This is a genomic window from Candidatus Hydrogenedentota bacterium, assembly GCA_018005585.1.
Taxonomy (GTDB): domain Bacteria; phylum Hydrogenedentota; class Hydrogenedentia; order Hydrogenedentales; family JAGMZX01; genus JAGMZX01.
Genome location: JAGMZX010000002.1, coordinates 1 through 21681, shown reverse-complemented (window position 1 = coordinate 21681; position 21681 = coordinate 1). Strand labels below are relative to the sequence as shown.

Genomic DNA, 21681 nt, shown 5'->3' with positions numbered 1-21681 from the left:
CGCCGTCAGGCACGCCGCTCGTTCCGGGACATCGCCTATTTCACGATCAGGTTCATCATCTTGCCCGGCACGTAGATTTCCTTCACCACCGTCTTCCCCTCGAGATGCTTCGCGATTTTGGCGTCGGCCTTCGCCGCCGCGATGACCGTGTCCTTGCCGGCATCGGCCGCGACGGTGACCACGCCCCGGACCTTGCCCGACACCTGCACCGGGATTTCCATGCAGTCCTCGTTCAGAAGCGACTCATCGAACAGCGGCCAAGGCTCGTACGCGAGCGTGTCGCCATGGCCCAGACGCGACCACAGTTCCTCCGCCATATGCGGCGCAAAGGGCGAAAGCACGAGGACGAACTGCTCCATCACGTGCTGGTCGATGACCTCGACCTTGTTGGCCGCATTGAGGAACTCCATCATGCGCGCGATCGCCGTGTTGAAGAGCATGTGCTCAATGTCGTGCGATACGGCCTTGACGGTCTTGTGCAGCAGCTTGAGCATCGCCGGGTCGCCGCCCGCGGGCACGATGCGCGGGTGCAAGCCGCCGTCATCGCCGATAAACAGCGCCCATACGCGCCGGATGAAACGGAAAACACCCTGGATGCCTTCGTCGGTCCACGGCTTTTCGCGGTCGAGCGGCCCCATGAACATCTCGTAGAGGCGCATCGCGTCCGCACCGTATTCCTCGATGACTTCGTCGGGGTTCACTACGTTGAAGCGCGATTTGCTCATCTTTTCGATCTGCGTGCCGACGCAGGTATCCGTGCCCTTGACAAACCAGTGTTCGCCGCGCTTCTCCACCTGCTTCGGGTAGTAGTACTTGCCCTGTGTGTCGCGGTACGAATAGGCGAGGATCATGCCCTGGTTGAAGAGCTTGAGGAACGGCTCCTTGCAGGACACGCATCCGGCGTCGTAGAGCACCTTGTGCCAGAACCGCGAATAGAGCAGGTGCAGCACGGCATGCTCGGCGCCGCCTACGTAGAGGTCCACGGGCATCCAATATTGTTCCGCCTCGGGCGACCATGCCGCGCGGTCGTTCCGCGGGTCCACGAAGCGCAGGAAATACCAGCACGAGCCCGCCCATTGCGGCATCGTGTTCGTTTCGCGCGTCGCGGGCCGGCCCGTTTCCGGGTCGACCGTGCGCACCCATGCGTGCGCGCGCGCCAGCGGCGGCTGGCCGTCGGGCGCCGGCTTGTATTCATCGAGTTCCGGCAGCAGGACGGGCAGGTCCTTCATCGGGACCATCTTTACCGTGCCGTCGTCGAGCCGCAAGATCGGGAAAGGCTCGCCCCAGTAGCGCTGCCGCGAGAAGAGCCAGTCGCGCAGCTTGTAATTCACCGTGGCCTTGCCTTGGCCGCGCTCTTCGAGCCATTTCGTAATCTTCTTTTTCGCTTCCGGCACGGGCAGCCCGTCGATGATCCGCGAATTCACCATGACGCCGTCGCCGGTATAGGCCTCCGCCGAAATATCGCCGCCCGAGACCACCTCGATGATTGGCAGGCGGAACTTTTTCGCGAAGGCGTAGTCGCGCGTGTCATGCGCGGGCACCGCCATGATCGCGCCGTAGCCGTACTCGGCGAGCACATAGTCCGCCACCCAGATGGGGATCTCGGCATTGTTTACGGGGTTGACCGCATTCGCGCCCGTGAACACGCCTGTCTTGTCGCGCTCGTCGGCCATGCGCTCCTGCGCGCTCTTGCGTTCCGCCGCGGCGACGTACGCCTGCACGTCCGCCCGCTGCGCGTCCGTCGTTATCCGCGATACGAGCGGATGTTCGGGGGCCAGCACGCAATACGTCGCGCCGAACAGCGTGTCCGGGCGCGTCGTAAAGACCATGAATTCCTCGCCGGACCCGGCGACCTTGAAGAGCACGTCGGCGCCCTCGCTGCGGCCGATCCATTCGCGTTGCATCGCCTTGATGCCTTCGGGCCAGTCCAGTTCCTCGAGGTCCCGCAAAAGCTTTTCCGCGTACGCCGTGATCTTGAGCATCCACTGGCGCATCATCTTTTTTTCGACCGGGTCCCCCGTTTCCACGTACTTGCCGTCCTTCACCTCCTCATTCGCGAGCACCGTGTTCAGCGCGGGGCACCAGTTGACGGGCGCCTCGATCTCGTAGGCGAGGCCGCGCTCAAAGAGCACGGAAAAGATCCACTGCGTCCACTTGTAGTAGGCGGGGTCCGTGGTGTCTATTTCGCGGTCCCAATCATAGGACAGGCCGAGCGCCTGGATCTGCCGCCGGAACACGCCGCAGTTTCTGTTCGTGATCACCGCCGGATGTTCGCCGGTGCGCATGGCGTGGCGTTCCGCGGGCAGGCCGAAGGCGTCCCATCCCATCGGATGCAGCACGTTGAACCCCTTCATCCGCTTGTATCGCGCGATGATGTCCGTGGCGGTGTACCCTTCCGGGTGGCCGACATGAAGGCCGTCGCCGCTCGGGTAGGGGAACATGTCCAAGACGTAATACTTCGGCTTCCCGCGGTCGATTTCCGCCTTGAACGTCTTATGCTTCAGCCAGTATTCCTGCCACTTTTTCTCAATGGCTTTATGGTCGTAACTGCCGTTCGACATGAAATGAAATACTCCCGTAGGGCTCTCTCGTGGAAGACAGGGAATTGTCCGCGACTATAGCACAGGCGCGCGTTTGCAGTGCAAACTCCCATTTGCGTTCGGTACGACCTTCATCGAGACCGGGGCTCGCGTCATCCCCCGGCCAATTCGAGGATTTCGTTCTCTTTTTCTTCCGGGAATTCGAGGAGTTCGTCGAGGATGCGCGCCATACGCGTGGGCTCGGTGCGGACCAGTTCCTGAATCAGGCGAAGCGTGAGGCGCTTGTTGCGGGGTGAGGATTCCGCGAAATCGGCGAAGATCTGGTTGAGGTGCGTCGCATAGATCTCAAAGATGCGGCGCTCGTTCTCTTCGACGGCGTTTTTCGGTGCGCCCTCATAGGGATAGATGCCCAAGTCACGCCAGTAGGCCAGCGTGTCCTGCGCCCGCTCGACCTCGCGCACGGTGAAGTGTTCGCGCAATTTCGCGCGCGCCGCGTCGAGCAATTGCCGCAGGTCCGGCGAGAGTTCCTCGACCTGCAGGAGGCCCTGCTCGTCCAGCGCGGCCAGATGAGCGGATTTCAGGTACGCCGAATAACTGAACCCGCGAAAGTAGAGGCGCGGCAGCGCGTGATGCAGCATGAAGCCCTCTTCATTGCAGAGGAACACGCCGCGCTTGCCCGGCGTGTTCCACTCTACGACAGTCAACGCAGCGCGGACGCGCTCGCCGTTTTGCATCACGAGTTCCGGCAGCAGGTAATCGCGCGAGCATTCTTCCGCATTCGCCGGGTCGAGCGGCACATTGTCGTACGTGAGTTTCACGTCGGGATACTGCCGCATATAGGGCGCGAAGACGTCCGTCACCTCTGCCAGCGCCTTCACGCCGCGCAACAGTTCCACACCGCTCGAAAGCGCGGAAATACTTACCGACAACCCCGTCGGCCTGCCGGGGCAACCCCGCGCGTCATTGATCTCGAATTCGCCCAGCCGCGCGGCCCTGCCGATAATGCCGTAGCCGTAACGAGTCCCCGCTTCTTCATACACGGTCTGCCATTCAACATGGTTGCCCAGGGAAAACGCACGGAACCGGCCGCGTCCGTATCTGCCGTGCAGCATGCGCTTGCGCCGGTGCGTGCGCAGACCTTCGCGCTTCCACGAACCGCCGAGGTTCCGGAAAACGATGAACGCATCGTCATAATGCAGGCCGTAACCATCATCCACGATGCGGACGCTTTCAACGCCGCCCATTTCATTCTCGACGAATTCAACGCGGATGTTCGTAGCCTCCGCGTCGAGCGCGTTCCAGATCAGCTCCGCGAGGGCGTTCATGGGCTTCGTGCGCGCCAGCGTTTCCAGGTGATCGTCGCGCACTTCGACAGTAATGGTCTTCGTCATGGTGTTCTCCGGTCCACAAGAGACGAAAGATGCCCAATCGGTCCATTCAGCACCGCGAGCCCGATATACTAACATTCAAGAAAAGGCGGCTCAATCTGCTTGGGCCCCCGTCTTAGCGCCCCGCCCGGCCCAAATCTTCCACGTCCATCTTCCAGAGCAGGCGCCGGGCGCGCGTCGCGCGCTTCACCGAGCCCAGCAGCGTTACGCCAACGGGGCTGACGCCGCAGAATTCGAGGGTCATATCTCTCATCATGTGGATACCCGGATTCTGGTAGAGAAGACGGATGAGAAGCGGGGGGCCGTCCATGGTGACAATCAGGCGCGCGGACCGGCCATGCAGGAGGCGGCGCCATATGTAAGACCGCTCGCTCTCAAACTGGAAGCCGAAGCCGGGCGTAAACACGCGGTCCACGAAACCTTTGAGCAGCGCAGGCATCGCCCCCCACCACAACGGATACACAAACACGAGGTGGCCGGCCCACAATATATCGCGCCGCGCGGCTTGCAGGTCGTGCTCCAATTCCTGGGCGACCTTGTAGCCCCGGTGCAGCACGGGGTCGAACTTCAGCGCGCCGAGTTCGGTATACCGCACCTCCGCGCCATTCTTCTCCGCCGCACGCACGTAAATGCGCGCCAGGCTGCCGCAAAAACTGTCGCTGTCGGGATGGCCCAAGAATAGCGCGATACGCTTTCCCATGCTTTCGTCTCACGGTACAGGAAGAGACTACCAGAAACCGGAAAAGGGGTGCGAGCGCGGAGGATTCAATTACCGCAAGAGCAGGCGCACCCGCTTGCGAAGATACGGCAACACCTCGGTTTCAAACCACGGATTGCGCTTTAGCCACTGGTTGTTGCGGAAACTGGGATGCGGCAGCGGCAGATAACGGGGCGCATATTCGCGCCAAGAGCGCACCGTTTCCGTAAGGGTGGATTGAATGCGGCCGCCCAGGTGCAGCCGCTGGGCGTACGCGCCGGCCAGGACCGCGAATTGGATATGCGGCAGCAGGCGCATCAGCGGCGCCAGCCATGTTTCCGCACATTCAGCACGCGGCGGCAAATCTCCTCCGCGCGGGTCACGGCCGGGATAGCAGAACCCGGACGGGATGATGGCAATGCGCGAGTCGTCGTAGAACGCTTCGCGGCCGATACCCATCCATGCGCGCAGCCGGTCCCCGCTGGGGTCATTCCAAGGCACGCCGGTCTGATGCACGCGCAAGCCCGGGGCCTGGCCCGCAATCAAGATGCGCGCCGATGCCTTCGCGCGCAAGACAGGCCGCGGCCCGAGCGGCAGACTGGCTTCGCAAACACGGCAGGCGCGCGCTTCTTCGAGGAGCCGCTGCAACGCGTCTTCCGGACCCGGCAGTGGCTCTGATTTGTTGGGGTGCGTCATGCTGATTTTCATTCCATTCCCGGCGCGCAGTATGCCGCAGCGTCGGCAAAATGGGCAAAACCGCTCGAACCCGCCAGACACGGCACGGTTGACTGCCGGTAACCTCCCCATTACAATCCGCAAGCGGGATGGATGCGGGACCGCGGAAGGCGCCGCATGAACACCTTCGGTTTTGAACAATTCGAGCTGGCCGAGGCCAATCAGACGGCATTCGACGTATGTCGTGAGGTGGCCGCGCTCCGGTATTCCGGGCCGCGCCCCGTGCTGCTGCTCGGCCCGGACCAGTGCGGCAAAACCCATCTCCTTTGGGCCATCGTGAAGCGCGTGCGCGCCAGCGCCGTGAAGACAAGTCTCGCGCTCATCATGGCGCGCGAATTCCCCGAAAAGGTGCGCGGCCTTCTCAAGGACGCCACGCCCATTCGGGGCAGACCCGCGATATTCCTCGTGGACGAACTAGACCAATTCCGGGAGCATGTGCCGGAACTGGAGGCGGTAACGCGGCTGTTTCTGGAGCATGGTCACCAAGTGGTGGTCGCAAGCTGCGTCCATCCCGACCGCTTGCCGGCGCTGAGCCCCGAGTTCAAGGCTCTGCTGCGCGCCGGACGTATCATCGAAATTGGCGCGCGCCAGGCGCCGGCGCGCGCCCCCGCCGCGCCCGCCAGCACGGCGGCGGCTGCCGAGCAGCATGCGCCGGCGGATTACGAGCAGTTGCGGCAGGAACTGGAGGGGCTCCGCCGCGAATCCGCTGACCTGCGGGCCCAGGCGGAAGCGCTTCGCAAGGAACGGAACGTTCTGGAGGAGAAGCTGGCCGGAAAAGCGAAGCTCGCGGGGGAACTGGGCACCGTCCGTTCGCAGTCCGCCGAGATGCAGACCAAGGTGCAGTCCGCGGAGGCGGAACGGGCGCGGCTCGAAAAAGCGTTGTCGGACGAGCGCGAGGCGGCCGCGGCGCGCGAGGCGAGTCTCGTCGAACAGCACCGGCTGGCCTTGGCCGCCTGCGAGGCCGAGCGGAACGCGGCGGTGGAACAGCGAGACCTTATCGAGAAGCAATTGACCGAGGCGTGGCAACGGGCGTCTCAGGCGGACCGGCTCCGCGCGCTTTTGACGGAAGCGCAAGAAGACGCGTCCGCCGCGTTCGCCCAGCAGGCGCGGCTGCAGGGCCAGGTGGGCGCGCTGAAACTTGCCGCGGAGGATGCGCAGGCGCTCCGGTCCGAGCGCGACGCGATCCAGGCCGCGCTGGCCGAGGCCGAGACGCGCGCGGGCGAGGTGCTTGAACATCTTCTTGCGCGGCGCAATGACTGGCTGGCCTCCTTTGCCGCGATGCGCGACCGCATTGCCCAGAACGGGGACGGCGAATGCGGTGCCCCCTGCCTGGAATCAGCCGGGGAAGAGGCATTCGCCGCGGAGATGCTGGAAGAGGCGCGGGCCTCTCAGGGAAGGTTGCAGGTAACGCTGGACGCGGCGCAGGCGCGCCTGCGCGCCGTGGAGTCGGAGTTGGAGGAACTGCGTCACGCGAACGCAGCCCAGAGCGTGGAAATGGAGGCCTTGCGCGCAAGCGCGGCGCGGCGCGGCGGCGGCCCCTCCGCATCGAACGGCGAATAACATCATGGATATGCAATCGGCCGTGCCGTCTGCCTTCGCGGGTCGCGTCGTCGAACTCCTCGAGCATTTGCATCCGCTCGACCGCGTGGCGCGCGCGGGGTATGTGCTGCGCGGCGTAACAGAACCGGAGTCCGTCGCGGCGCACAGCCATTTCGTCAGCCTGATGGCTCTTCTGTTCGTTGAGCAGTACCCCGGCCGCTGGGACCGCGAGCGGGTGCTGGCTATGGCGCTCGTGCATGACCTCGCGGAAGCGCGGCTCATGGATATTCCCCTGCCCGCGGCCGGAGAAGGCCTGCGGGCCGCAAAAGACGCGGCGGAGCAGGCTATTGTGAGCGACTTGCTGCGCGGCTTCCCGGAACGCCTGGCCGCGGCACATCGGGAATTCGCCGAAGCGCGCACGGAAGAGGCGCGGCTGGTGCGCGCACTGGACAAGGCCCAAATGATGCTCAAGGTCTGGTGCTACCAGCAGGAACAACGGGGCCGGCTGGAGGAATTCTGGGAAACCCGGGGCAATTTCGAAGACTACGGGATTGAACCCGTCCGCGCGCTATTCGACGCGATTTGCGCGCGCGCCGGCCGTCGGCGCCCCCGCTGAGCGCGCGAGAACAAGCTCCAGGTAAGACTGCCGCTGCTGCTGCCCCGGCCGCAGGCCAAAAGCCTCGATAAGCTGGTCCAGCTTGCGGCGCCCGTCGGCGTCATCATAGGGCGGCGTCAGCACCGCTTCGAACTCAATAAAGCCTCCCAGGCCCTTGACGTGGTCCAGATGAATGCGGACATTTTCCCAAAGGTACAAGGTGCGAGCCTTTTCCACCACCGCTTTCACGCCCAAGGCCTCGGCAAGCACGTGTTTGATGGCGGGCTCCGCGGCCTCGACGATGTAATCCGACGCCTTGGGGCCCGATTCATCGGGCCTGCGGTAGAAGATAAGTTCCGTGCGGCCCGCGCTGGTTTCCCGGAACTTCAGACGCCCTTGGGCAACGTTGAAATACGTATCGCGCTGTTTTACGACTCCTTCCGGGGTAGCGCCCAGGGTCCGGCAGATACGTTCCGCGGCGTTCGGATCGTCGAGCCGGGCTTTCAGTTCGATATTTCGCATGCGCGTCCCTTGTCCCACGCGGCTTTCGCACTGTTATGCACGCCCGCCACGTGGTCACCCGCGTTCCACATAACGCATGCGGACGTGACGCCCGGAACCGGCGCCACGTCCGCACAACCGTTCAGAGTCTCTTCATGCCTCGACGCGACGCATCAAGGCTCGATTTCGTGCACGGATTCAACGGCGAAGTCCGCATCCGCGCCGTGACAGACCGCGCAGGTCTCGACACCAGCGCCTTCATCCGTATTCAGCATGGCATGGAAGTTGGCCAGAACGCCGTCGTGGCAGGAGGTGCACGCCGCGCGTTCGGGCAGCTTTTCCGTGACCGCAACCGTGTTGTCGACAACGGTGGAGAGGGCGCCTTCGGGGACCGGCAGCTCATAGGTACCGGGCAGGTGGCACATCTCGCAGTCGCGGCGGTCGCCGGGGAAACGCACTTCCGTGAAGTCGTGCGGCACGTTGCCATATCCGTAGATGGTCAACGGGCCTTCCAGTTCCTCGCCCGTGTGGATGCCGTGGATCATGTCCTTGAAGTTTATCGTCGTGGCGCCGGCAATCTCTTCGGCGGGCCGGCGCGTGATATCGGTCGTGTTCGGATTGTGGCACATGACGCAAAGGTCGACGCCATAGCGCTGCTCACCGTGGAAGCGCATCTCGCCGTGGCAGGCGTTGCACTTTTCCGGGTCCACAATTTCACGGCGCGGCTCGGGTTCGGCACCATCCAACGTGAAGTACGTGAGGCCATTGGACGAAGTGCCCTGCGTGACGTTGGCGCCGTCCGATTCGAAGGTACGCCGCCCTTCCATCGCGACCGCGAAGGTGGCGCCCGTGCCGGCGGGCAGCTTGGCCCGATACGTGTACACGTACGTGCCGGTCGGGCTGGCGTTCGTGTCCAACGTGCCGTTGGGGCCGCCGCTGCCCTGAATGGCTTCACGCACGAAGGTTTCGTAGTCCGTGGCGGGATAGGCCACGAGCGTGGAAACGGAGCTCAGGCTGGAAAGGGCCGTAACGGGCGTGCCGTCGCCGTTCGCCGCCGTGAAGGTGATCTGCAGCGTCCCGTCGGCGGGGTTGGTGCTCACGCCCACGATATCCAACGCGAGACCGGGAGCTTCCTCTTGCTCGACGGGCCGGCGGTGCGCCAGGCTGATCGGGGAGATTCCCGGGGCATCCGGCGTGTGGCAAGTCTTGCATTGGCTGTCATCCGCCTGTTCGAAATCGAGCGGGTGATTTTCAAAACCTTCCGGGGTTTCGTCCGGGTCGCCGAACCAGGTGCGATCGTGGCAGGAACCGCAGCCCGCGCGCGACGGCGTCGTCTTCCAGGCGTCGGCCTGCGGCGCGCTCTGGTGGCACACCTCGCACTTCCGGATGTCCTGCGGGAAAACGACGGTAGAGTAATCATTCACCGAGCCGCCGTGGCCAATGATCTGATAGGGAACGCCCTCTTCCACGCTGGGCAGGCTTTCGCCGCGGTGAATCTTGTGGATAAGCACCGGCATGTCCACGGTGTTTCCCGTCTCGGGGTCAATGCTCTGTTCGTTGTGGCAGAGGATGCAGTACTGAACTTCACGGCGGCCACCGCCGTGGAACGCGAGGCGGGTGTGGCACGCGTTACAGGTCTCCGTGTCCACGATCTCGCGCGTCTGTGTCACGGCAGCGCCGTCGGGCCGGAACGTGAAAACAGGATTTGCGAAATACGTCTTCCCGTTCACAACGTACATGCGGCCAATCTGGCCGCCTACCTGGTGCGTCGCAGCGGGATCATATCCGGCCGGAATCGCCGCGGCGAACTTGTACGTGAACGAACCGTCCGTATTCTGCGTCACGCCGTTGAGACGAGCCGAGTCGGTGGTCGCCTGACCGTTGCTGGCGAGTGTGTAGCTTACGTACCGCCCGCTGACGGCGCTCTTGTCAACGCCGCTGCCTTCCAGGTAGTCCAGCATGAGCCGGACATCCGTGAATTCCGCCTTGACGACATTGTTGCCCTTGTTGTCCTTGGCGGTAAACCGGACTTCCGGCCGCAGGTCGGCGGGAATCGTCACGGACTGAATGGTGATATTCAGCCCCGGCGCCCATGCAAAGCCCGGACCTGGAGGGCCTGTCGGGCCTTCGGGGCCTTCGGGGCCTTCGGGGCCTTCGGGGCCTTCAGGACCGGTCGGGCCTGCAGGGCCCTGCAAGAGGGGGCAGCCCGCCATCAGGCATACGCTCAGGCCGCATACCATGACGAGAAGCAGGTTTCCTGATATCCCGCCGCATACGCTTTGTCTAAACCGCTTTCCCATGAACTTGACCCTTCCTTGTGGCCCCCAGCCTCCGCTGGGCAAGCCGTTTTGATTCCGTGGACCGCGGGCTTCTCACCCGCCCGCGGTCCCTATTCAGGCTATCGCGCAATCGCGTGATGATCTTGTTCCCACACGCCGGAACCCATCTATGAAAACCCACCATGAACGTGGCTAAGCATAAGCCATCACGGCCATCGAATCATCCGGGAAAGCATGGATATTCGCGGCGCGGCCTACGGGAAAACTACGCGGTCTCTTTCAGGCGCATAACGCAGGAAGCGCCCGGCGGCCGGGCCGGGCGCTTCCAGATAGACATTACTTTTCTATAAAACCGGGATGGTCAACTCGCGGCGGGCGGGCCGTGCTTGATCTTCTCCCACGCCTGCTCGAAATCGAAACCGGACTTCGTGCCGTCCTTGAGCGTGTAACGCTCAGGGTTCCACGTCGGGCTCTGATCGTTGTGGCAAACGACGCAATCACTGACTTCGGGGTGTGTCTGGTTCTTCGACATATCCACCTCTTCGCCTTTTTTCTTGCGCTTGCCGTCTTCAATGTGCAGGGAAGCCGGGCCATGGCACGCTTCGCACTGGACGCCGTCTTTCACATCCAGTCCGGGCGCGGGCTTGCCGGTGGCGGGGTCGAAGGCGGTCACATGGCAGCGGAGGCATTCCGGGGCTTCGGATGGCGGCGTGGTCAGGCCCTTTTCCTTCGCCAGGGCCAAGGACTGTTCGCCCGATAGCGTTTCAAGGGCGCGAGCGTGCGCAGTGGCCTTCCACGCGTTCCATACTTCGCCTTCCGCCTTGCTGTTGTGGCACATCTTGCACTTGCTGGCCGAAACGTAAGTCGCCTGTCCCTCAGCCGTAACGCTGGTCAGTTCCACCAGGGGCAGCAAGATCACTACCGTCATTACCAGTCCCAGAAAGACCGTCATCTTCATCGTTGTCCAGTGCTCCTCTTCTTCTGCTGGGCGCATCCGCCGCCCTTGCGTTTCCTATGCCTGACGGCGGCTGCGCGCGAATTATTCACGCAAGACACGCGGAAATGATACCTGCGAACGCCGCGCCGCACATCCGTATAAATCCACCATACGCTGTGCCCCGGCGGATGCCCGAAGAAACACATGAAAAACGGGCGAATCCGCGCTCAGTCGAACTTGAGCAGACCGTTGTCGATGGCATAGCGCACGAGGTCGGCGCGGCTCTTGAGTTCCAGCTTGGCCATGATGTTGGTGCGGTGGGTTTCAACGGTGCGGTCGGAAATGCGCAGTTTTTCCGCGACCTCCGCATTGGTGTGGCCGTATGCGAGCAGGGTGCACACCTCCTTCTCGCGCGGCGTGAGCAACGTGACCGGGTCGCGCGCGCGCGACGCCGGCCGCCCCACGTAGGGAGACACCACCAGGCCCGCGAGCGTGGGGTCGATATAGACGTTGCCGCGATGGACCGCCCGGATCGCCTGGACCAGTTCCGAGCCGGTCGATTTCTTCAGCACGTAACCGCGGACGCCGACGCGCAGCAACTCCTGGAGGTAGTATTCGTCTTCATGCATCGTGAGCACCACGATTGACAGGCCGGGGTGCGCTCGCAGGGCTTCGCGCGCGACGCGCTGACCCGGCAAACCCGGCATGCTGATGTCCAGGAGCAGGACATCCACGTCTTTTTCGTTGAGGAGCTTCAGCGTATCCACGCCCGAGCCCGTTTCGCCTACGACAAGGAATTCCTCCTCCTGTTCGAGCAAGGCGCGCAAGCCGCTGCGGAAAACCGCGTGGTCATCCGCTATGAATAGCCGTATCCGCATAAGTTTCCTCACGCACGGGTATCCGCACCCGGACCGTTGTGCCCGCGCCCGGCCGGGACACCACCGCGAAATCGCCGCCGACAAGCGCGGCGCGTTCCTCCATGCCAATCAGCCCCAGTGCGGTATCGCCGGGCCGCTGCACGGCGTGCAGGTCGAATCCCTGCCCGTCATCCTCCACAATCAGGCTCACTTCGTGGTCATGTCGCAGCAGAATGATACTGGCCTGGCCCGCGCCCGCATGACGGATAATGTTCGTGACCGCCTCCTGCGCAATGCGATACAGCGTCACTTCAATCTCCGAGGGCAAGCGTTCGGCGTCCGGCGGCAACACGCACTGATAATCAATGGGGAAGGCCACACGCTTGGATATCTCCTCGACGTAGCGGGCCAGCGCGTGGTCGATGCCGTAATCGTCGAGGATGGAGGGGCGGGCGTCCCACGCCATGCGGCGCACATCGTCGATAAGCGCGCGAATGGACCGGCGCAGCGCGGCCAGGCGGTCCGGCCTGTCCGGAGAGTCTTTGCTCAGGGCCTCCACGCTCAGCAGCACGTTCGACAGGCTCTGCCCGAAATGGTCGTGCAACTCGCGCGAAATATTCTTGCGCTCTTCCTCCTGCGCCTGCACGATCTTGCCGATGAGCAAGACGCGCGCCTTGTCTTTCTCCAGGGCGTCCTGCTTGTAGTTGTCCAGGCCCTCCGCCATCTGATTCAAGGCCGTGCTCAGTTCCCCAATCTCGTCACCGGAAAAGACCTGCGCGCGCGCCTTGAAATCGCCTTCGCGGATCTGGTTTGTCGCCTCAACAAGGTTGTGGATCGGGCGCACGATCAGATAGGCAAGCCCGAGAGCAAGCAGAATGCCCAGGGCCGCGCAGGTCGCGAGCGCCATGATCATGGACCGGCTGATGGCGGTCAACTCGTCCGCGATGAGCGTGTCGCCGACACCGAGGCGCACCACGCCGAGCGGTTCGGGCCCAATCGGCACGCGCGCCTCGACGATGAGGCGGTCCGCCTTATGGTATTCGCGCATCTCGCCCGCGGGAAAATCCAGGTCTGAGGGCGTCTCGACCAGCTCGGACGCAATCTCCGTCGACGCAGTGGCGGGGTGGCACGACGCACACAGTTCTTCGCCGCGCGAGGCGAGGTCCGGCGGGACATCCCTGGGAAACGTGAACCCATGGGAGAGGATGTTGCCCCCGGTGTCCTGCACGATTGCGTAACGCACGTCCGGGACCACCGACATGGAACGGTCCAGGGCGGCATCCACCGCGGGCAGGTTCATCGAACGTATGTGCGCTTCGATGTTGCGCGACAAAGCCGAGGCGACCGAGAGCGCCTTGCGCCCGTGGATGCGGTAATGGGTCCGGTAGATGCCGGCGCGGCTTTCATAGAAGGCGACACTGCCGAACAGCGCGGTCACGACCAGCCCCACGCCGATGATCTTGACGAAGATCGGCACGCAAAGCACGCGCCACAGCAACCGAAACGCAACGCCGCGGCCGGTGTTTCTCAGCGTCACCGCTCCCGTTTCCTTATGTGAAGTGCCCGGCGCGCATCCGGAAGTTTCTTGGCATCGTGCGGACCCAACGCAACAGGGCACACTGCGAATAGCCCATGATATCAGAACAAAACTGCGAAAAACACGGCCGGGGCGCCGCGCGAACCCCCGGACCGGCGGAAGCGGCCGCGGCGCCCCATGCGGACATCAGGGAAAAATCCCCAGCGGGCGCGGGCTGCTTCGATTTTTCACGGATGCAATCGCCCCTCCGTTTTTCGTATTGTTTGTCGGCCCGGCGCTGGTCGTGTCTGCCGGGAAGCGGCCCGTCATGCGCAATAGCGCGAAACCGTGGGGCCGCTGTCGCGAAAAGGGAGCTGTAACGCTGATGCGAAATACCATGGGGAAACGCGCGGCGGTGTTGTGCTGCGCATTACTGTGCGCGGCCCCGCTCGCCGCCCGCGCGCAGGAAAACGCAGACTGCCTGTTCTGCCACGAAGACCCCGATCTGCATATGACGCGGCCCGACGGAACCACGTTGTCCCTGTACGTCGACGATTCCGTCTACCAGGAATCCGTGCACGGCGGCATGCAATGCATCGAGTGTCACGCGGACATACCCGACCTGCCGCATGACACGCCGCTGCTGCCGGTGGACTGCGGCAACTGCCACGAGGAAACCGGGCAATACCGGGAAAGCCTGCACGGGCGCGCCCTCGCGAACGGCGATCATAGCGCCGCTTCCTGCGCCAGTTGTCACGGGACCCACGACATGCGCCCGGCCAGCGACCCGCTCGCCGGCACGCACCCGCGCAATCAACCCGCGACCTGCGGCAAATGCCACTCGGACCCCGCGCTCGTCAAGGCGCACCTGATCGCCGTCGCGAACCCGTCCGGGAAATACATGAAGAGCGTACACGGGCGGGCCATATTCGAGAAGGGGAATCTGGACGCGGCCAGTTGCACGGGCTGTCACGGCACGCACGACCTGCTGCCATCGCAAGACCCGGACTCCCGCGTGTACCGCGCGAACATTCCGAAGACCTGCGGCGAGTGCCACGCGCGGGAGCTGGCCGAGTTCGAGCAAAGCATTCACGGCAAGGCGCTGGCCGCGGGCGTGCGTTTCGCGCCCACGTGCGTGGACTGCCACGGCGAACACAGCATTGAAGCGCCCGAAGAGCGCACTTCCACGGTGAACCGGCAGCAAGTGGCCCGGTCCACCTGCCCGAACTGCCACGACGACGAACGCATCATGACCCGGTTCGGCATCGAGACCATGCGTCAAGCCAGCTACATGGACAGCTACCACGGGCTCGCCGGCGCGGCCGGCTCCCAAGTCGTGGCGAGTTGCACCAGCTGCCACGGCACCCACCTGATCCTGCCCCATCTCGACCCGGCGTCGTCGACGCACGTCTCGAACCTGCCCAAGACCTGCGGGCAATGCCACTCGAACGCGAACCCCAACTTCGCCGTGGGCGCCGTCCACATCATGCCCACCGACCCGGGCCAGAAGGCCCTCGGTATCGTGCGGCTCGCCTACATCATCCTGATTTTCGCCGTCGTCGGCGGCATGGTCTTCCACAACACGCTCATGATGGGCCGGCACGCGCTGCGCAAGTTCAAGCAGGAACTCGGCGGCGAGGGTACCCACCGCCGCTTCCCCACCGGCCTCACCATCGGGCACATGGTGCTGACCGTCGCGTTCATTGCCCTCTCGGTATCCGGCTTTGCGCTGCGCTACCCCGAGGCCTGGTGGGCCAAGGTCATCTTCCCGGGCGAAGCGGGCCTCGCCGCGCGCGGCGTCGTCCACCGCATCGCCGCGGTCGTGCTCGTGGGCATCGCCGTGAGCAATGCCTGCTACCTGCTGTTCACCAGGTCCGGCCGCCGCGAACTGCTCGCGCTCTGGTTCCGGATCAAGGACCTCAAGGACGTGTTCTGGAACCTGGGCTACGCCTTCGGACTCGCCAGGAAGGAGCCCCGCTTCGACCGCTACAGCTACATCGAGAAATTCGAATACTGGGGCATGTGGTGGGGCACGCTGCTCATGATCGTCACCGGGTTCTGCATGTGGTTCGCCAACACATTCCTCAAGTTCCTGCCCAAACTCGCCCTCGACGTCGTCGCCCTGATTCACTTCTACGAGGCGTGGCTCGCCGTGCTCACCATCATCATCTGGCACCTCTACTACATGATCTTCGACCCGCACACCTACCCGATGAACTGGTCCTGGATCACCGGCCACATCACCGAAGAAGACTTTAAGGCGCGCCATCCCCTCGAATACGAGCGCATCATGCGCGAACGCGAAACCCAGGCCCCGCAAAACGCCGAAGACAAAACCGACGAGTAAGTTCAAGCACGTGCGCGCGCCCTGCCGCCCCGGCAAGTGTGGCACACGCGGCCGGCATGGTCTTGTGTACAACTAACTGCCAGGTAGAGGCTTACGGGCAATACTGTCAAGAATCACCCTTGCCTTGCAGACAGCCGCCACGCGGCGGCGCGCGTTCTAACATCTCCCCTGTTCGCGGCGCAGGCTATCGCCTGTCTCAGTTGGCAAGGCGTCTTGGCGTGCGTTAGAATCCGGCTGCGTATCGTCCGGATAGATAACAGCGCAGGGAGCGACGTGCATTCATGGCCCAGATCATCGACGGCAAGCAGGTTGCGGAGACGATCCGCGCGGAATTGAAGCGAGAAATCGCGGTGTTGCAGCGGCGCGGCGTCGTGCCGGGCCTCGCAGTGGTGCTGGTGGGCAATGATCCGGCGAGCGAGGTCTACGTGCGGGGCAAGCGCAAGACGTGCGCGGAACTGGGCATCAATTCGTTCGATTACGACCTGCCCGCGGACTGCACGGAGCGGCGGTTGCTCGATCTCATCATGGAATTGAACGAAGACGGGCGCGTGCACGGGATTCTCGTGCAGATGCCGCTGCCGAAACAGATCGATTCGGGCAAGGTGCTGCTGGCTATCGACCCGCGCAAGGACGTGGACGGGTTTCACCCGGTAAGCCTGGGCAAGCTGTTGAGCGGCGAGCCGGGTTTCGTTTCGTGCACGCCCGCGGGCTGCCAGCAATTGCTGCTGCGCAGCGGCTACGACCCGGCGGGCAAGCATGCGGTCATCGTGGGCCGCTCGAATATCGTGGGCAAGCCGCTGGCGGCGCTGCTGATGCAGAAAGCGCCGGGCGGCAACGCGACGGTGACGGTGTGCCATTCGCGCACGCCGGATATCGCGTCCCTGACACGTCAGGCGGATATCCTTGTCGCGGCGATGGGCGTGCCCGAGTTCATCAAGGCGGACATGGTGAAGGACGGCGCGGTCGTGATCGACGTGGGCGTCAACCGCGTCCCCGATGCGACGAAGAAGTCCGGGTCGCGTCTCGTGGGCGACGTGGATTTCGCGGGGGTCAGCGCGAAGGCCGGGGCAATCACGCCGGTGCCCGGCGGCGTCGGGCCGATGACGGTCACGATGCTGATGAAGAATACGGTGCAGGCGGCGCAGGCGCTGGGTTGACCAAGGTTCAGGGTTCAGGGCCGGGGGTTCCGGAAGGGCTGTTCCGCCGGCGTCATCCACAGGTGGTTGAGCGGGCCGCGGCCGCGGCCTATGGGAACATGGTTGCGGATGGCGCCGGAAACGTACTCTTTGGCGCGGCGGACCGCCTCGGGCACGTTCTCGCCGCGCGCGAGCCATGCGGCCATGGCGGAAGCGTAGGTGCAGCCGGTGCCGTGGGTGTGCGGCGTGTCGAATCGCGGGCCGGCGAACCGTTCGAGCGCGCGCCCGTCGTACAGGTAGTCCACGGCTTCGGCACCCTCGAGATGGCCGCCCTTCATGAGCACCCAGCGCGGGCCGAGGGCATGGATGCGCTCGGCGGCGGCGCGCAGGTCCGCTTCGCCGGAAATGGATAAGCCGGAGAGCGCCTCGGCCTCGGGCACGTTCGGGGTAACGGCCAGCGCCAGCGGCAGCAGTTCCCGGACCAGAGCGCCGCGGGCGCTTTCCTGGAGCAAGGCGTCGCCGCTCTTGGCGACCATGACGGGGTCCACCACAAGGTTCTTCGGGTTGAATCGCCGTAATTCCGCGGCGACGGCCTCGATAATCCGCGCGGAAGCGAGCATGCCCGTCTTGATCGCGTCGGCGCCGATGTCTTCGAGCACGACGCGGAGCTGGCGGGCCACTTCATCCGCGGGGACTTCGTGGATGCCGAAGACGCCCTGTGTGTTCTGCGACGTAATGGCCGTGATGGCGGCCATGCCGTAGCAGCCGAGGACGGTGAAGGTCTTGAGATCGGCTTCGATGCCCGCGCCGCCGCCCGAGTCGCTCCCGGCAATGGTCATGACGCGCGGCAGGGGCAGCGATTCCGATACGGCGTTGCTCATAGGGACGGTTCCTTTGCCTCTTGCGCGCCGTCGAGACACAGCCCGCATCACTCGCGCAAGTCCGCGCGCGCTTTCCGCGCACGAGGCCGGGCCTCGCGCGCCGCGTGCACGGATACAGGCACGGGTAGTACCGGGAGCGGCTAGACCATCTCCCAGATCGTGGTCTGGCCCATGCCGCCGCCGACGCAGAGACTGGCGAGGCCGAGCTTGTTGCCGCGGCGGCGCATCTCGTGAAGCAGGCTCACGATGATCCGCACGCCGGTGCAGCCGACCGGATGCCCGAGGCCAATGCCGGACCCATTGACGTTCGTGATTTCCCGGTTCAGGCCAAGCAGTTTTTCGCAGGAGATGTATTGCGCGGCGAAGGCCTCGTTCAGTTCAATCAGTTCCATCTGGTCCAGGCTGAGACCGGTGCGCGCAAGCGCCTGCTTCGTCGCGGGCACGGGGCCATAGCCCATCAGTTCGGGCTCGACGCCGCCGAGGCCGTGCCCGACCAGCCTGGCAATCGGCTTCGCGCCGCAGGCGGCGGCCTTCTTCGCGCTCATCAGCACGAGCGCCGCCGCCGCGTCGTTGATGCCCGAGGCGTTGCCGGCCGTAACGGTGCCGTCTTTCTTGAACGTGGGCTTGAGCCGCGCCAGCTGGTCCCTTGTCAGGCCGGGCCGGAAATGTTCGTCCTTGTCGAAGACGACGGGCGCGCCCTTTTTCTGCGGGATTTCCACCGGCAGGATTTCTTCCTTGAAGCGCCCTTCTTTCGTGGCCGCTTCCGCATTGTTGTGCGAGCGCAGCGCGACTTCGTCCTGTTCTTCCCGGCTGATGTCGTATTTCGCGGCGAGATTCTCCGCGGTAAGGCCCATGATCAGGCCCGACCAAGGGTCGGTCAGACCGTCCCAGACACCGTCAGCCATGACGCCATGCTGCAGGCGCGCGCCCCAGCGCGCGCTGTACAACATGTACGGGACGCGGCTCATAACCTCGACGCCGCCCGCCACGACCACGTCCATGTCGCCGAGCATGATTTGCTGCGCCCCATAGATGACGCACTGCATGCCCGAGGCGCAATTGCGCTGGATGGTCACGCCCGGCACCGAGATGGGCAGGCCGGCCTTGAGCGCGGCGACGCGGCCCGTGGTGGCTTCGTCCGTGCGCTGCATGCATTGGCCCACGATGACGTCCCCCACTTCCTCGGGCGCCGCGTTGGCGCGGCGAAGCGCCTCCTTGATGACGAGCGCCATCAGGTCCGGAGCGGGATAGTCCTTGAGTGTGCCGCCGAAAGTGCCGATTGCGGTGCGAACGCCTGATACGACCACTACTTCGTTCATGATGTATTCCTCTTTCCCTGAGTTGTTCCCCGGCCAGCATATCTGGCATGCAACACCCATATCGTAGCAGGGGAAAGCGCGGGCCGCAACGCGGCGGCGGCAACGCGATTGCACACTTCATGCGGCTATGTTACGATTCCCTGCGCCGATGGGCGCATACGAGAACAAGGAGTATACACATGGGGAAAGCCGTTGAACTGACCAAGAGCAACTTCGCCGCGACAGTGAGCGGCGGCGTGACGCTTGTCGATTTCTGGGCGGAATGGTGCGGCCCCTGCCGCATGGTCGCGCCGGTCATCGAGGAACTGGCGGGGCAATACGAGGGCAAGGCCAAGATCGGCAAGGTCAACGTGGACCACGAGCAGGCCCTTGCCGAGCAGTTTGGCGTGTCCAGCATCCCGACCCTGGTCGTCCTCAAGGACGGCAAGGAAGCAACACGCTTCGTCGGCGTGACGGCGAAGGACCAGTTGTCCAAGGCCATTGACGCGGCGCTCTGACCACTCCCTCTCCCGCAGGCATCCGGGCAGGGCGGCGTCATTCGCCGCGCGGGGGGGCGCGGAAGGTTCTTGAGGGTTCGTGGCGTCACGGGCTGTACGTATAGTACCCAAGAAATAGCGCGATGATAAAGGCGGGCAGGAACAAAGCCACGATCTGACGGCGGTCCAAGTCGAGCCGCACAATTCTTGAGATCACGACCGGGTCATAGCCGCCCGCCATAAGCCCGTAGCCGTACAGGGCGGCCAGCAGCAGGTTCATCGTGCACAGGCGCAGCGCTTGGGCGCTGCCCGTGGCGCCAACGCGGAGGGAAAACGGGGCAAGCACCAGCAGCGGCAGCACGAGCAACCCGATGAGTATCCTCCACTTCAAACGCAGCCGGGCTGACTCGGCATTGCTCGCCAGGCGGACAAGAGGTGCGGCGGCGGCCTGCGGCTCTGCGGCCGGGCAGGCGACGAATGTCCCGCACGTGTTACAGCGAACCTCCTGGACGTGATGGTCTGGCGGAATCTGCAATTGCGCGCCACATACGGGGCAGACAAACCCCTTCGGCGCATCCGGGCCTGCACTCATGACAACCTCCCCCGCCTCGCATGCCCGCGCGGGCATGCCCGGGCCTTCACACAACCAATACCAGCGGCAGACTGTGTACGCAGGATACCACAATTCCCTGCCGGCCGCGCCATCGCGCGCCACAGGCTGAACTCTTGGCCTGTCCGGCCGGCTTCGCCTATACTCCAGCCATCCGAAACGCCGCCACACGGCGCGGCAGAAGCGTGAATACGACCATGGAAACGGCGCTGAGAGCCGTCGTGCGTTACGACGGCACGCATTTCGCCGGGTGGCAGAAACAGCCCGGCAAACGCACGGTGCAGGGCGTGCTCGAATCCGCCATGAGCCGAATCGCGGGGCAGCCCGTGCGCGTGCAAGGCGCGAGCCGCACCGACGCGGGCGTGCATGCGCTCGGGCAGGTCTGCTCGTGCCGGTGGCCCGGCCCTTTTCCCGCGCGGTTGCGGCGCGCCTTGTCGCGCATGCTCGGGCCGGAAATACGCGTGGCGGAACTGACCGAGACCACCCCGGATTTCAATGCCCGTTTCTCGGCAAGGGCCAAGCGCTACGCCTATTCCCTGGACCTGGGCAAGGAGGCCGACCCGCTGTCAGCGCGGTACGCTTGGCACGTGCCCTATCGCGTCGAACTCGAACGCGTGCGCGCGCTGTTGCCGCTGGTCGAGGGCGCGCACGATTTCGCGGGCTTTCAAAGCGCGGGCAGCCCGGCGGAATCGACGGTGCGCACCATATTCTCGGCACGGCTCGAATCCGGCGGACTCATCCAGGCGCGCGACGCGGAATTTCTCTGGCGCATCGAACTCTATGGAGACGCGTTCCTCTACCACATGGTCCGCAATATCACAGGCACGTTGATCGAGGTCGCGCGGGGACGCTTCCCCCCCGCTTTTTTCGAGGCTTGCCTGAAGGGGCGGGGTCCGTTCCAAGGGTATTGCGCGCCCGCGCACGGGCTGACGCTGGTCTGCGTCGCATACGAGGAATCGGGCAGGACTGCGCAAGCGTGAAAAAAGCGCCATAACCGAGGCTATGACGCATTCAAGGAGGCAAGCCCATGAGGCCAGTTGCCGGCCTTTCGTGCTGGGACACACGGCGGCGCCTCTTGCGAGGCTATATCGTCCACCTCATGGCTGCCGGTTCTTCTATCGGCAGATACGCCGGAGACTTGACTCGCGGCGCCGGCGTTGGGTCATGAGCGCCGAAAAAGGGAATGAGCGCCACAACGCAAAGTCATGGCGCCATTCAAAGAGGGTAATGGAGATGTTCACGCCGGTCGCGTGGTGTTGGGAAGACACCGCGGCGCGCCCATCCTGGCCGACCTCCGTGTCTTGTGAGCCTCGACCTCCTTGTCTCGG

At 64.2% G+C, this 21681-nt stretch carries 18 protein-coding genes; 6 read left to right on the top strand and 12 right to left on the bottom strand.

From position 1 onward, the window contains the following. Positions 1–35: 35 nt before the first annotated feature. The 4 genes from KA184_00465 to KA184_00450 form a co-directional block, all read right to left on the bottom strand. Positions 36–2561 carry a leucine--tRNA ligase gene (locus tag KA184_00465; protein MBP8128022.1) on the bottom strand — a complete coding sequence of 842 codons (2526 nt, stop codon included), beginning with the start codon at positions 2559–2561 and terminating at the stop codon, positions 36–38. Between the two features lie 131 nt (positions 2562–2692). Continuing rightward, entirely contained in the window at positions 2693–3931 is a 1239-nt protein-coding gene (locus KA184_00460) for an ATP-binding protein (GenBank protein MBP8128021.1), read from the bottom strand. Positions 3932–4043: 112 nt separating this feature from the next. Beyond that, positions 4044–4628 (bottom strand): NAD(P)H-dependent oxidoreductase, encoded by a 585-nt coding sequence (locus KA184_00455; GenBank protein MBP8128020.1) that lies wholly within the window; start codon positions 4626–4628, stop codon positions 4044–4046. Positions 4629–4697: 69 nt separating this feature from the next. Next, entirely contained in the window at positions 4698–5321 is a 624-nt protein-coding gene (locus KA184_00450; protein ID MBP8128019.1) for a uracil-DNA glycosylase family protein, read from the bottom strand. A 156-nt stretch (positions 5322–5477) separates the two neighbouring features. Here KA184_00450 and KA184_00445 point away from each other — a divergent pair, with 156 nt between their 5' ends. Next, complete coding sequence (locus tag KA184_00445; protein MBP8128018.1) at positions 5478–6920, top strand: AAA family ATPase; 1443 nt, start codon at positions 5478–5480, stop codon at positions 6918–6920. A 4-nt stretch (positions 6921–6924) separates the two neighbouring features. Further along, positions 6925–7515 carry an HD domain-containing protein gene (locus tag KA184_00440; GenBank protein ID MBP8128017.1) on the top strand — a complete coding sequence of 197 codons (591 nt, stop codon included), beginning with the start codon at positions 6925–6927 and terminating at the stop codon, positions 7513–7515. On the opposite strand, the gene KA184_00435 is transcribed toward KA184_00440, so the two are convergent. The 5 genes from KA184_00435 to KA184_00415 form a co-directional block, all read right to left on the bottom strand. Then, entirely contained in the window at positions 7468–8016 is a 549-nt protein-coding gene (locus KA184_00435; protein ID MBP8128016.1) for a class IV adenylate cyclase, read from the bottom strand. The genes KA184_00440 and KA184_00435 overlap by 48 nt on opposite strands. Positions 8017–8168: 152 nt before the next feature. Beyond that, positions 8169–10295: an OmcA/MtrC family decaheme c-type cytochrome gene (locus tag KA184_00430; GenBank protein ID MBP8128015.1), complete on the bottom strand. Its 2127-nt coding sequence runs from the start codon at positions 10293–10295 to the stop codon at positions 8169–8171. 340 nt (positions 10296–10635) lie between these two features. Then, positions 10636–11268: a hypothetical protein gene (locus tag KA184_00425; protein MBP8128014.1), complete on the bottom strand. Its 633-nt coding sequence runs from the start codon at positions 11266–11268 to the stop codon at positions 10636–10638. Between the two features lie 170 nt (positions 11269–11438). Then, positions 11439–12089: a response regulator transcription factor gene (locus tag KA184_00420; protein MBP8128013.1), complete on the bottom strand. Its 651-nt coding sequence runs from the start codon at positions 12087–12089 to the stop codon at positions 11439–11441. Further along, entirely contained in the window at positions 12061–13605 is a 1545-nt protein-coding gene (locus tag KA184_00415) for a HAMP domain-containing protein (GenBank protein ID MBP8128012.1), read from the bottom strand. The genes KA184_00420 and KA184_00415 overlap by 29 nt, the downstream gene beginning before the upstream one ends. Positions 13606–13969: 364 nt before the next feature. On the opposite strand from KA184_00415, the gene KA184_00410 reads away from it, so the two are divergent. Next, positions 13970–15931 (top strand): cytochrome b/b6 domain-containing protein, encoded by a 1962-nt coding sequence (locus KA184_00410; GenBank protein ID MBP8128011.1) that lies wholly within the window; start codon positions 13970–13972, stop codon positions 15929–15931. 281 nt (positions 15932–16212) lie between these two features. After that, entirely contained in the window at positions 16213–17088 is an 876-nt protein-coding gene (folD, locus tag KA184_00405) for a bifunctional methylenetetrahydrofolate dehydrogenase/methenyltetrahydrofolate cyclohydrolase FolD (GenBank protein ID MBP8128010.1), read from the top strand. Positions 17089–17102: 14 nt separating this feature from the next. Here the strand turns inward: folD and thiD are convergent, their stop codons facing one another. Beyond that, a complete protein-coding gene (gene thiD, locus KA184_00400; protein ID MBP8128009.1) occupies positions 17103–17948 on the bottom strand; it encodes a bifunctional hydroxymethylpyrimidine kinase/phosphomethylpyrimidine kinase in 846 nt (281 codons plus the stop codon). A 140-nt stretch (positions 17949–18088) separates the two neighbouring features. Continuing rightward, complete coding sequence (locus KA184_00395; GenBank protein MBP8128008.1) at positions 18089–19267, bottom strand: acetyl-CoA C-acetyltransferase; 1179 nt, start codon at positions 19265–19267, stop codon at positions 18089–18091. A 179-nt stretch (positions 19268–19446) separates the two neighbouring features. On the opposite strand from KA184_00395, the gene trxA reads away from it, so the two are divergent. Next, complete coding sequence (trxA, locus tag KA184_00390) at positions 19447–19764, top strand: thioredoxin (GenBank protein MBP8128007.1); 318 nt, start codon at positions 19447–19449, stop codon at positions 19762–19764. Positions 19765–19849: 85 nt separating this feature from the next. Here the strand turns inward: trxA and KA184_00385 are convergent, their stop codons facing one another. After that, entirely contained in the window at positions 19850–20335 is a 486-nt protein-coding gene (locus KA184_00385) for a hypothetical protein (protein ID MBP8128006.1), read from the bottom strand. Between the two features lie 203 nt (positions 20336–20538). On the opposite strand from KA184_00385, the gene truA reads away from it, so the two are divergent. Beyond that, the gene (gene truA / locus KA184_00380) at positions 20539–21333 is read left to right on the top strand and encodes a tRNA pseudouridine(38-40) synthase TruA (protein ID MBP8128005.1); all 795 of its coding nucleotides are present in this window, start codon (positions 20539–20541) and stop codon (positions 21331–21333) included. Positions 21334–21681: the final 348 nt, after the last annotated feature.

Bases quoted from the DNA above. Each gene is read 5' to 3' on its own strand.
- trxA (MBP8128007.1), top strand. From the start codon at position 19,447: ATGGGGAAAGCCGTTGAACTGACCAAGAGCAACTTCGCCGCGACAGTG.
- KA184_00430 (MBP8128015.1), bottom strand. From the start codon at position 10,295: ATGGGAAAGCGGTTTAGACAAAGCGTATGCGGCGGGATATCAGGAAAC.
- KA184_00460 (MBP8128021.1), bottom strand. From the start codon at position 3,931: ATGACGAAGACCATTACTGTCGAAGTGCGCGACGATCACCTGGAAACG.
- KA184_00445 (MBP8128018.1), top strand. From the start codon at position 5,478: ATGAACACCTTCGGTTTTGAACAATTCGAGCTGGCCGAGGCCAATCAG.
- KA184_00465 (MBP8128022.1), bottom strand. From the start codon at position 2,561: ATGTCGAACGGCAGTTACGACCATAAAGCCATTGAGAAAAAGTGGCAG.
- KA184_00440 (MBP8128017.1), top strand. From the start codon at position 6,925: ATGGATATGCAATCGGCCGTGCCGTCTGCCTTCGCGGGTCGCGTCGTC.
- thiD (MBP8128009.1), bottom strand. From the start codon at position 17,948: ATGAGCAACGCCGTATCGGAATCGCTGCCCCTGCCGCGCGTCATGACC.
- KA184_00455 (MBP8128020.1), bottom strand. From the start codon at position 4,628: ATGGGAAAGCGTATCGCGCTATTCTTGGGCCATCCCGACAGCGACAGT.
- KA184_00385 (MBP8128006.1), bottom strand. From the start codon at position 20,335: ATGAGTGCAGGCCCGGATGCGCCGAAGGGGTTTGTCTGCCCCGTATGT.
- KA184_00435 (MBP8128016.1), bottom strand. From the start codon at position 8,016: ATGCGAAATATCGAACTGAAAGCCCGGCTCGACGATCCGAACGCCGCG.
- KA184_00410 (MBP8128011.1), top strand. From the start codon at position 13,970: ATGCGAAATACCATGGGGAAACGCGCGGCGGTGTTGTGCTGCGCATTA.
- KA184_00395 (MBP8128008.1), bottom strand. From the start codon at position 19,267: ATGAACGAAGTAGTGGTCGTATCAGGCGTTCGCACCGCAATCGGCACT.
- folD (MBP8128010.1), top strand. From the start codon at position 16,213: ATGGCCCAGATCATCGACGGCAAGCAGGTTGCGGAGACGATCCGCGCG.
- KA184_00450 (MBP8128019.1), bottom strand. From the start codon at position 5,321: ATGACGCACCCCAACAAATCAGAGCCACTGCCGGGTCCGGAAGACGCG.
- KA184_00420 (MBP8128013.1), bottom strand. From the start codon at position 12,089: ATGCGGATACGGCTATTCATAGCGGATGACCACGCGGTTTTCCGCAGC.
- KA184_00425 (MBP8128014.1), bottom strand. From the start codon at position 11,268: ATGCGCCCAGCAGAAGAAGAGGAGCACTGGACAACGATGAAGATGACG.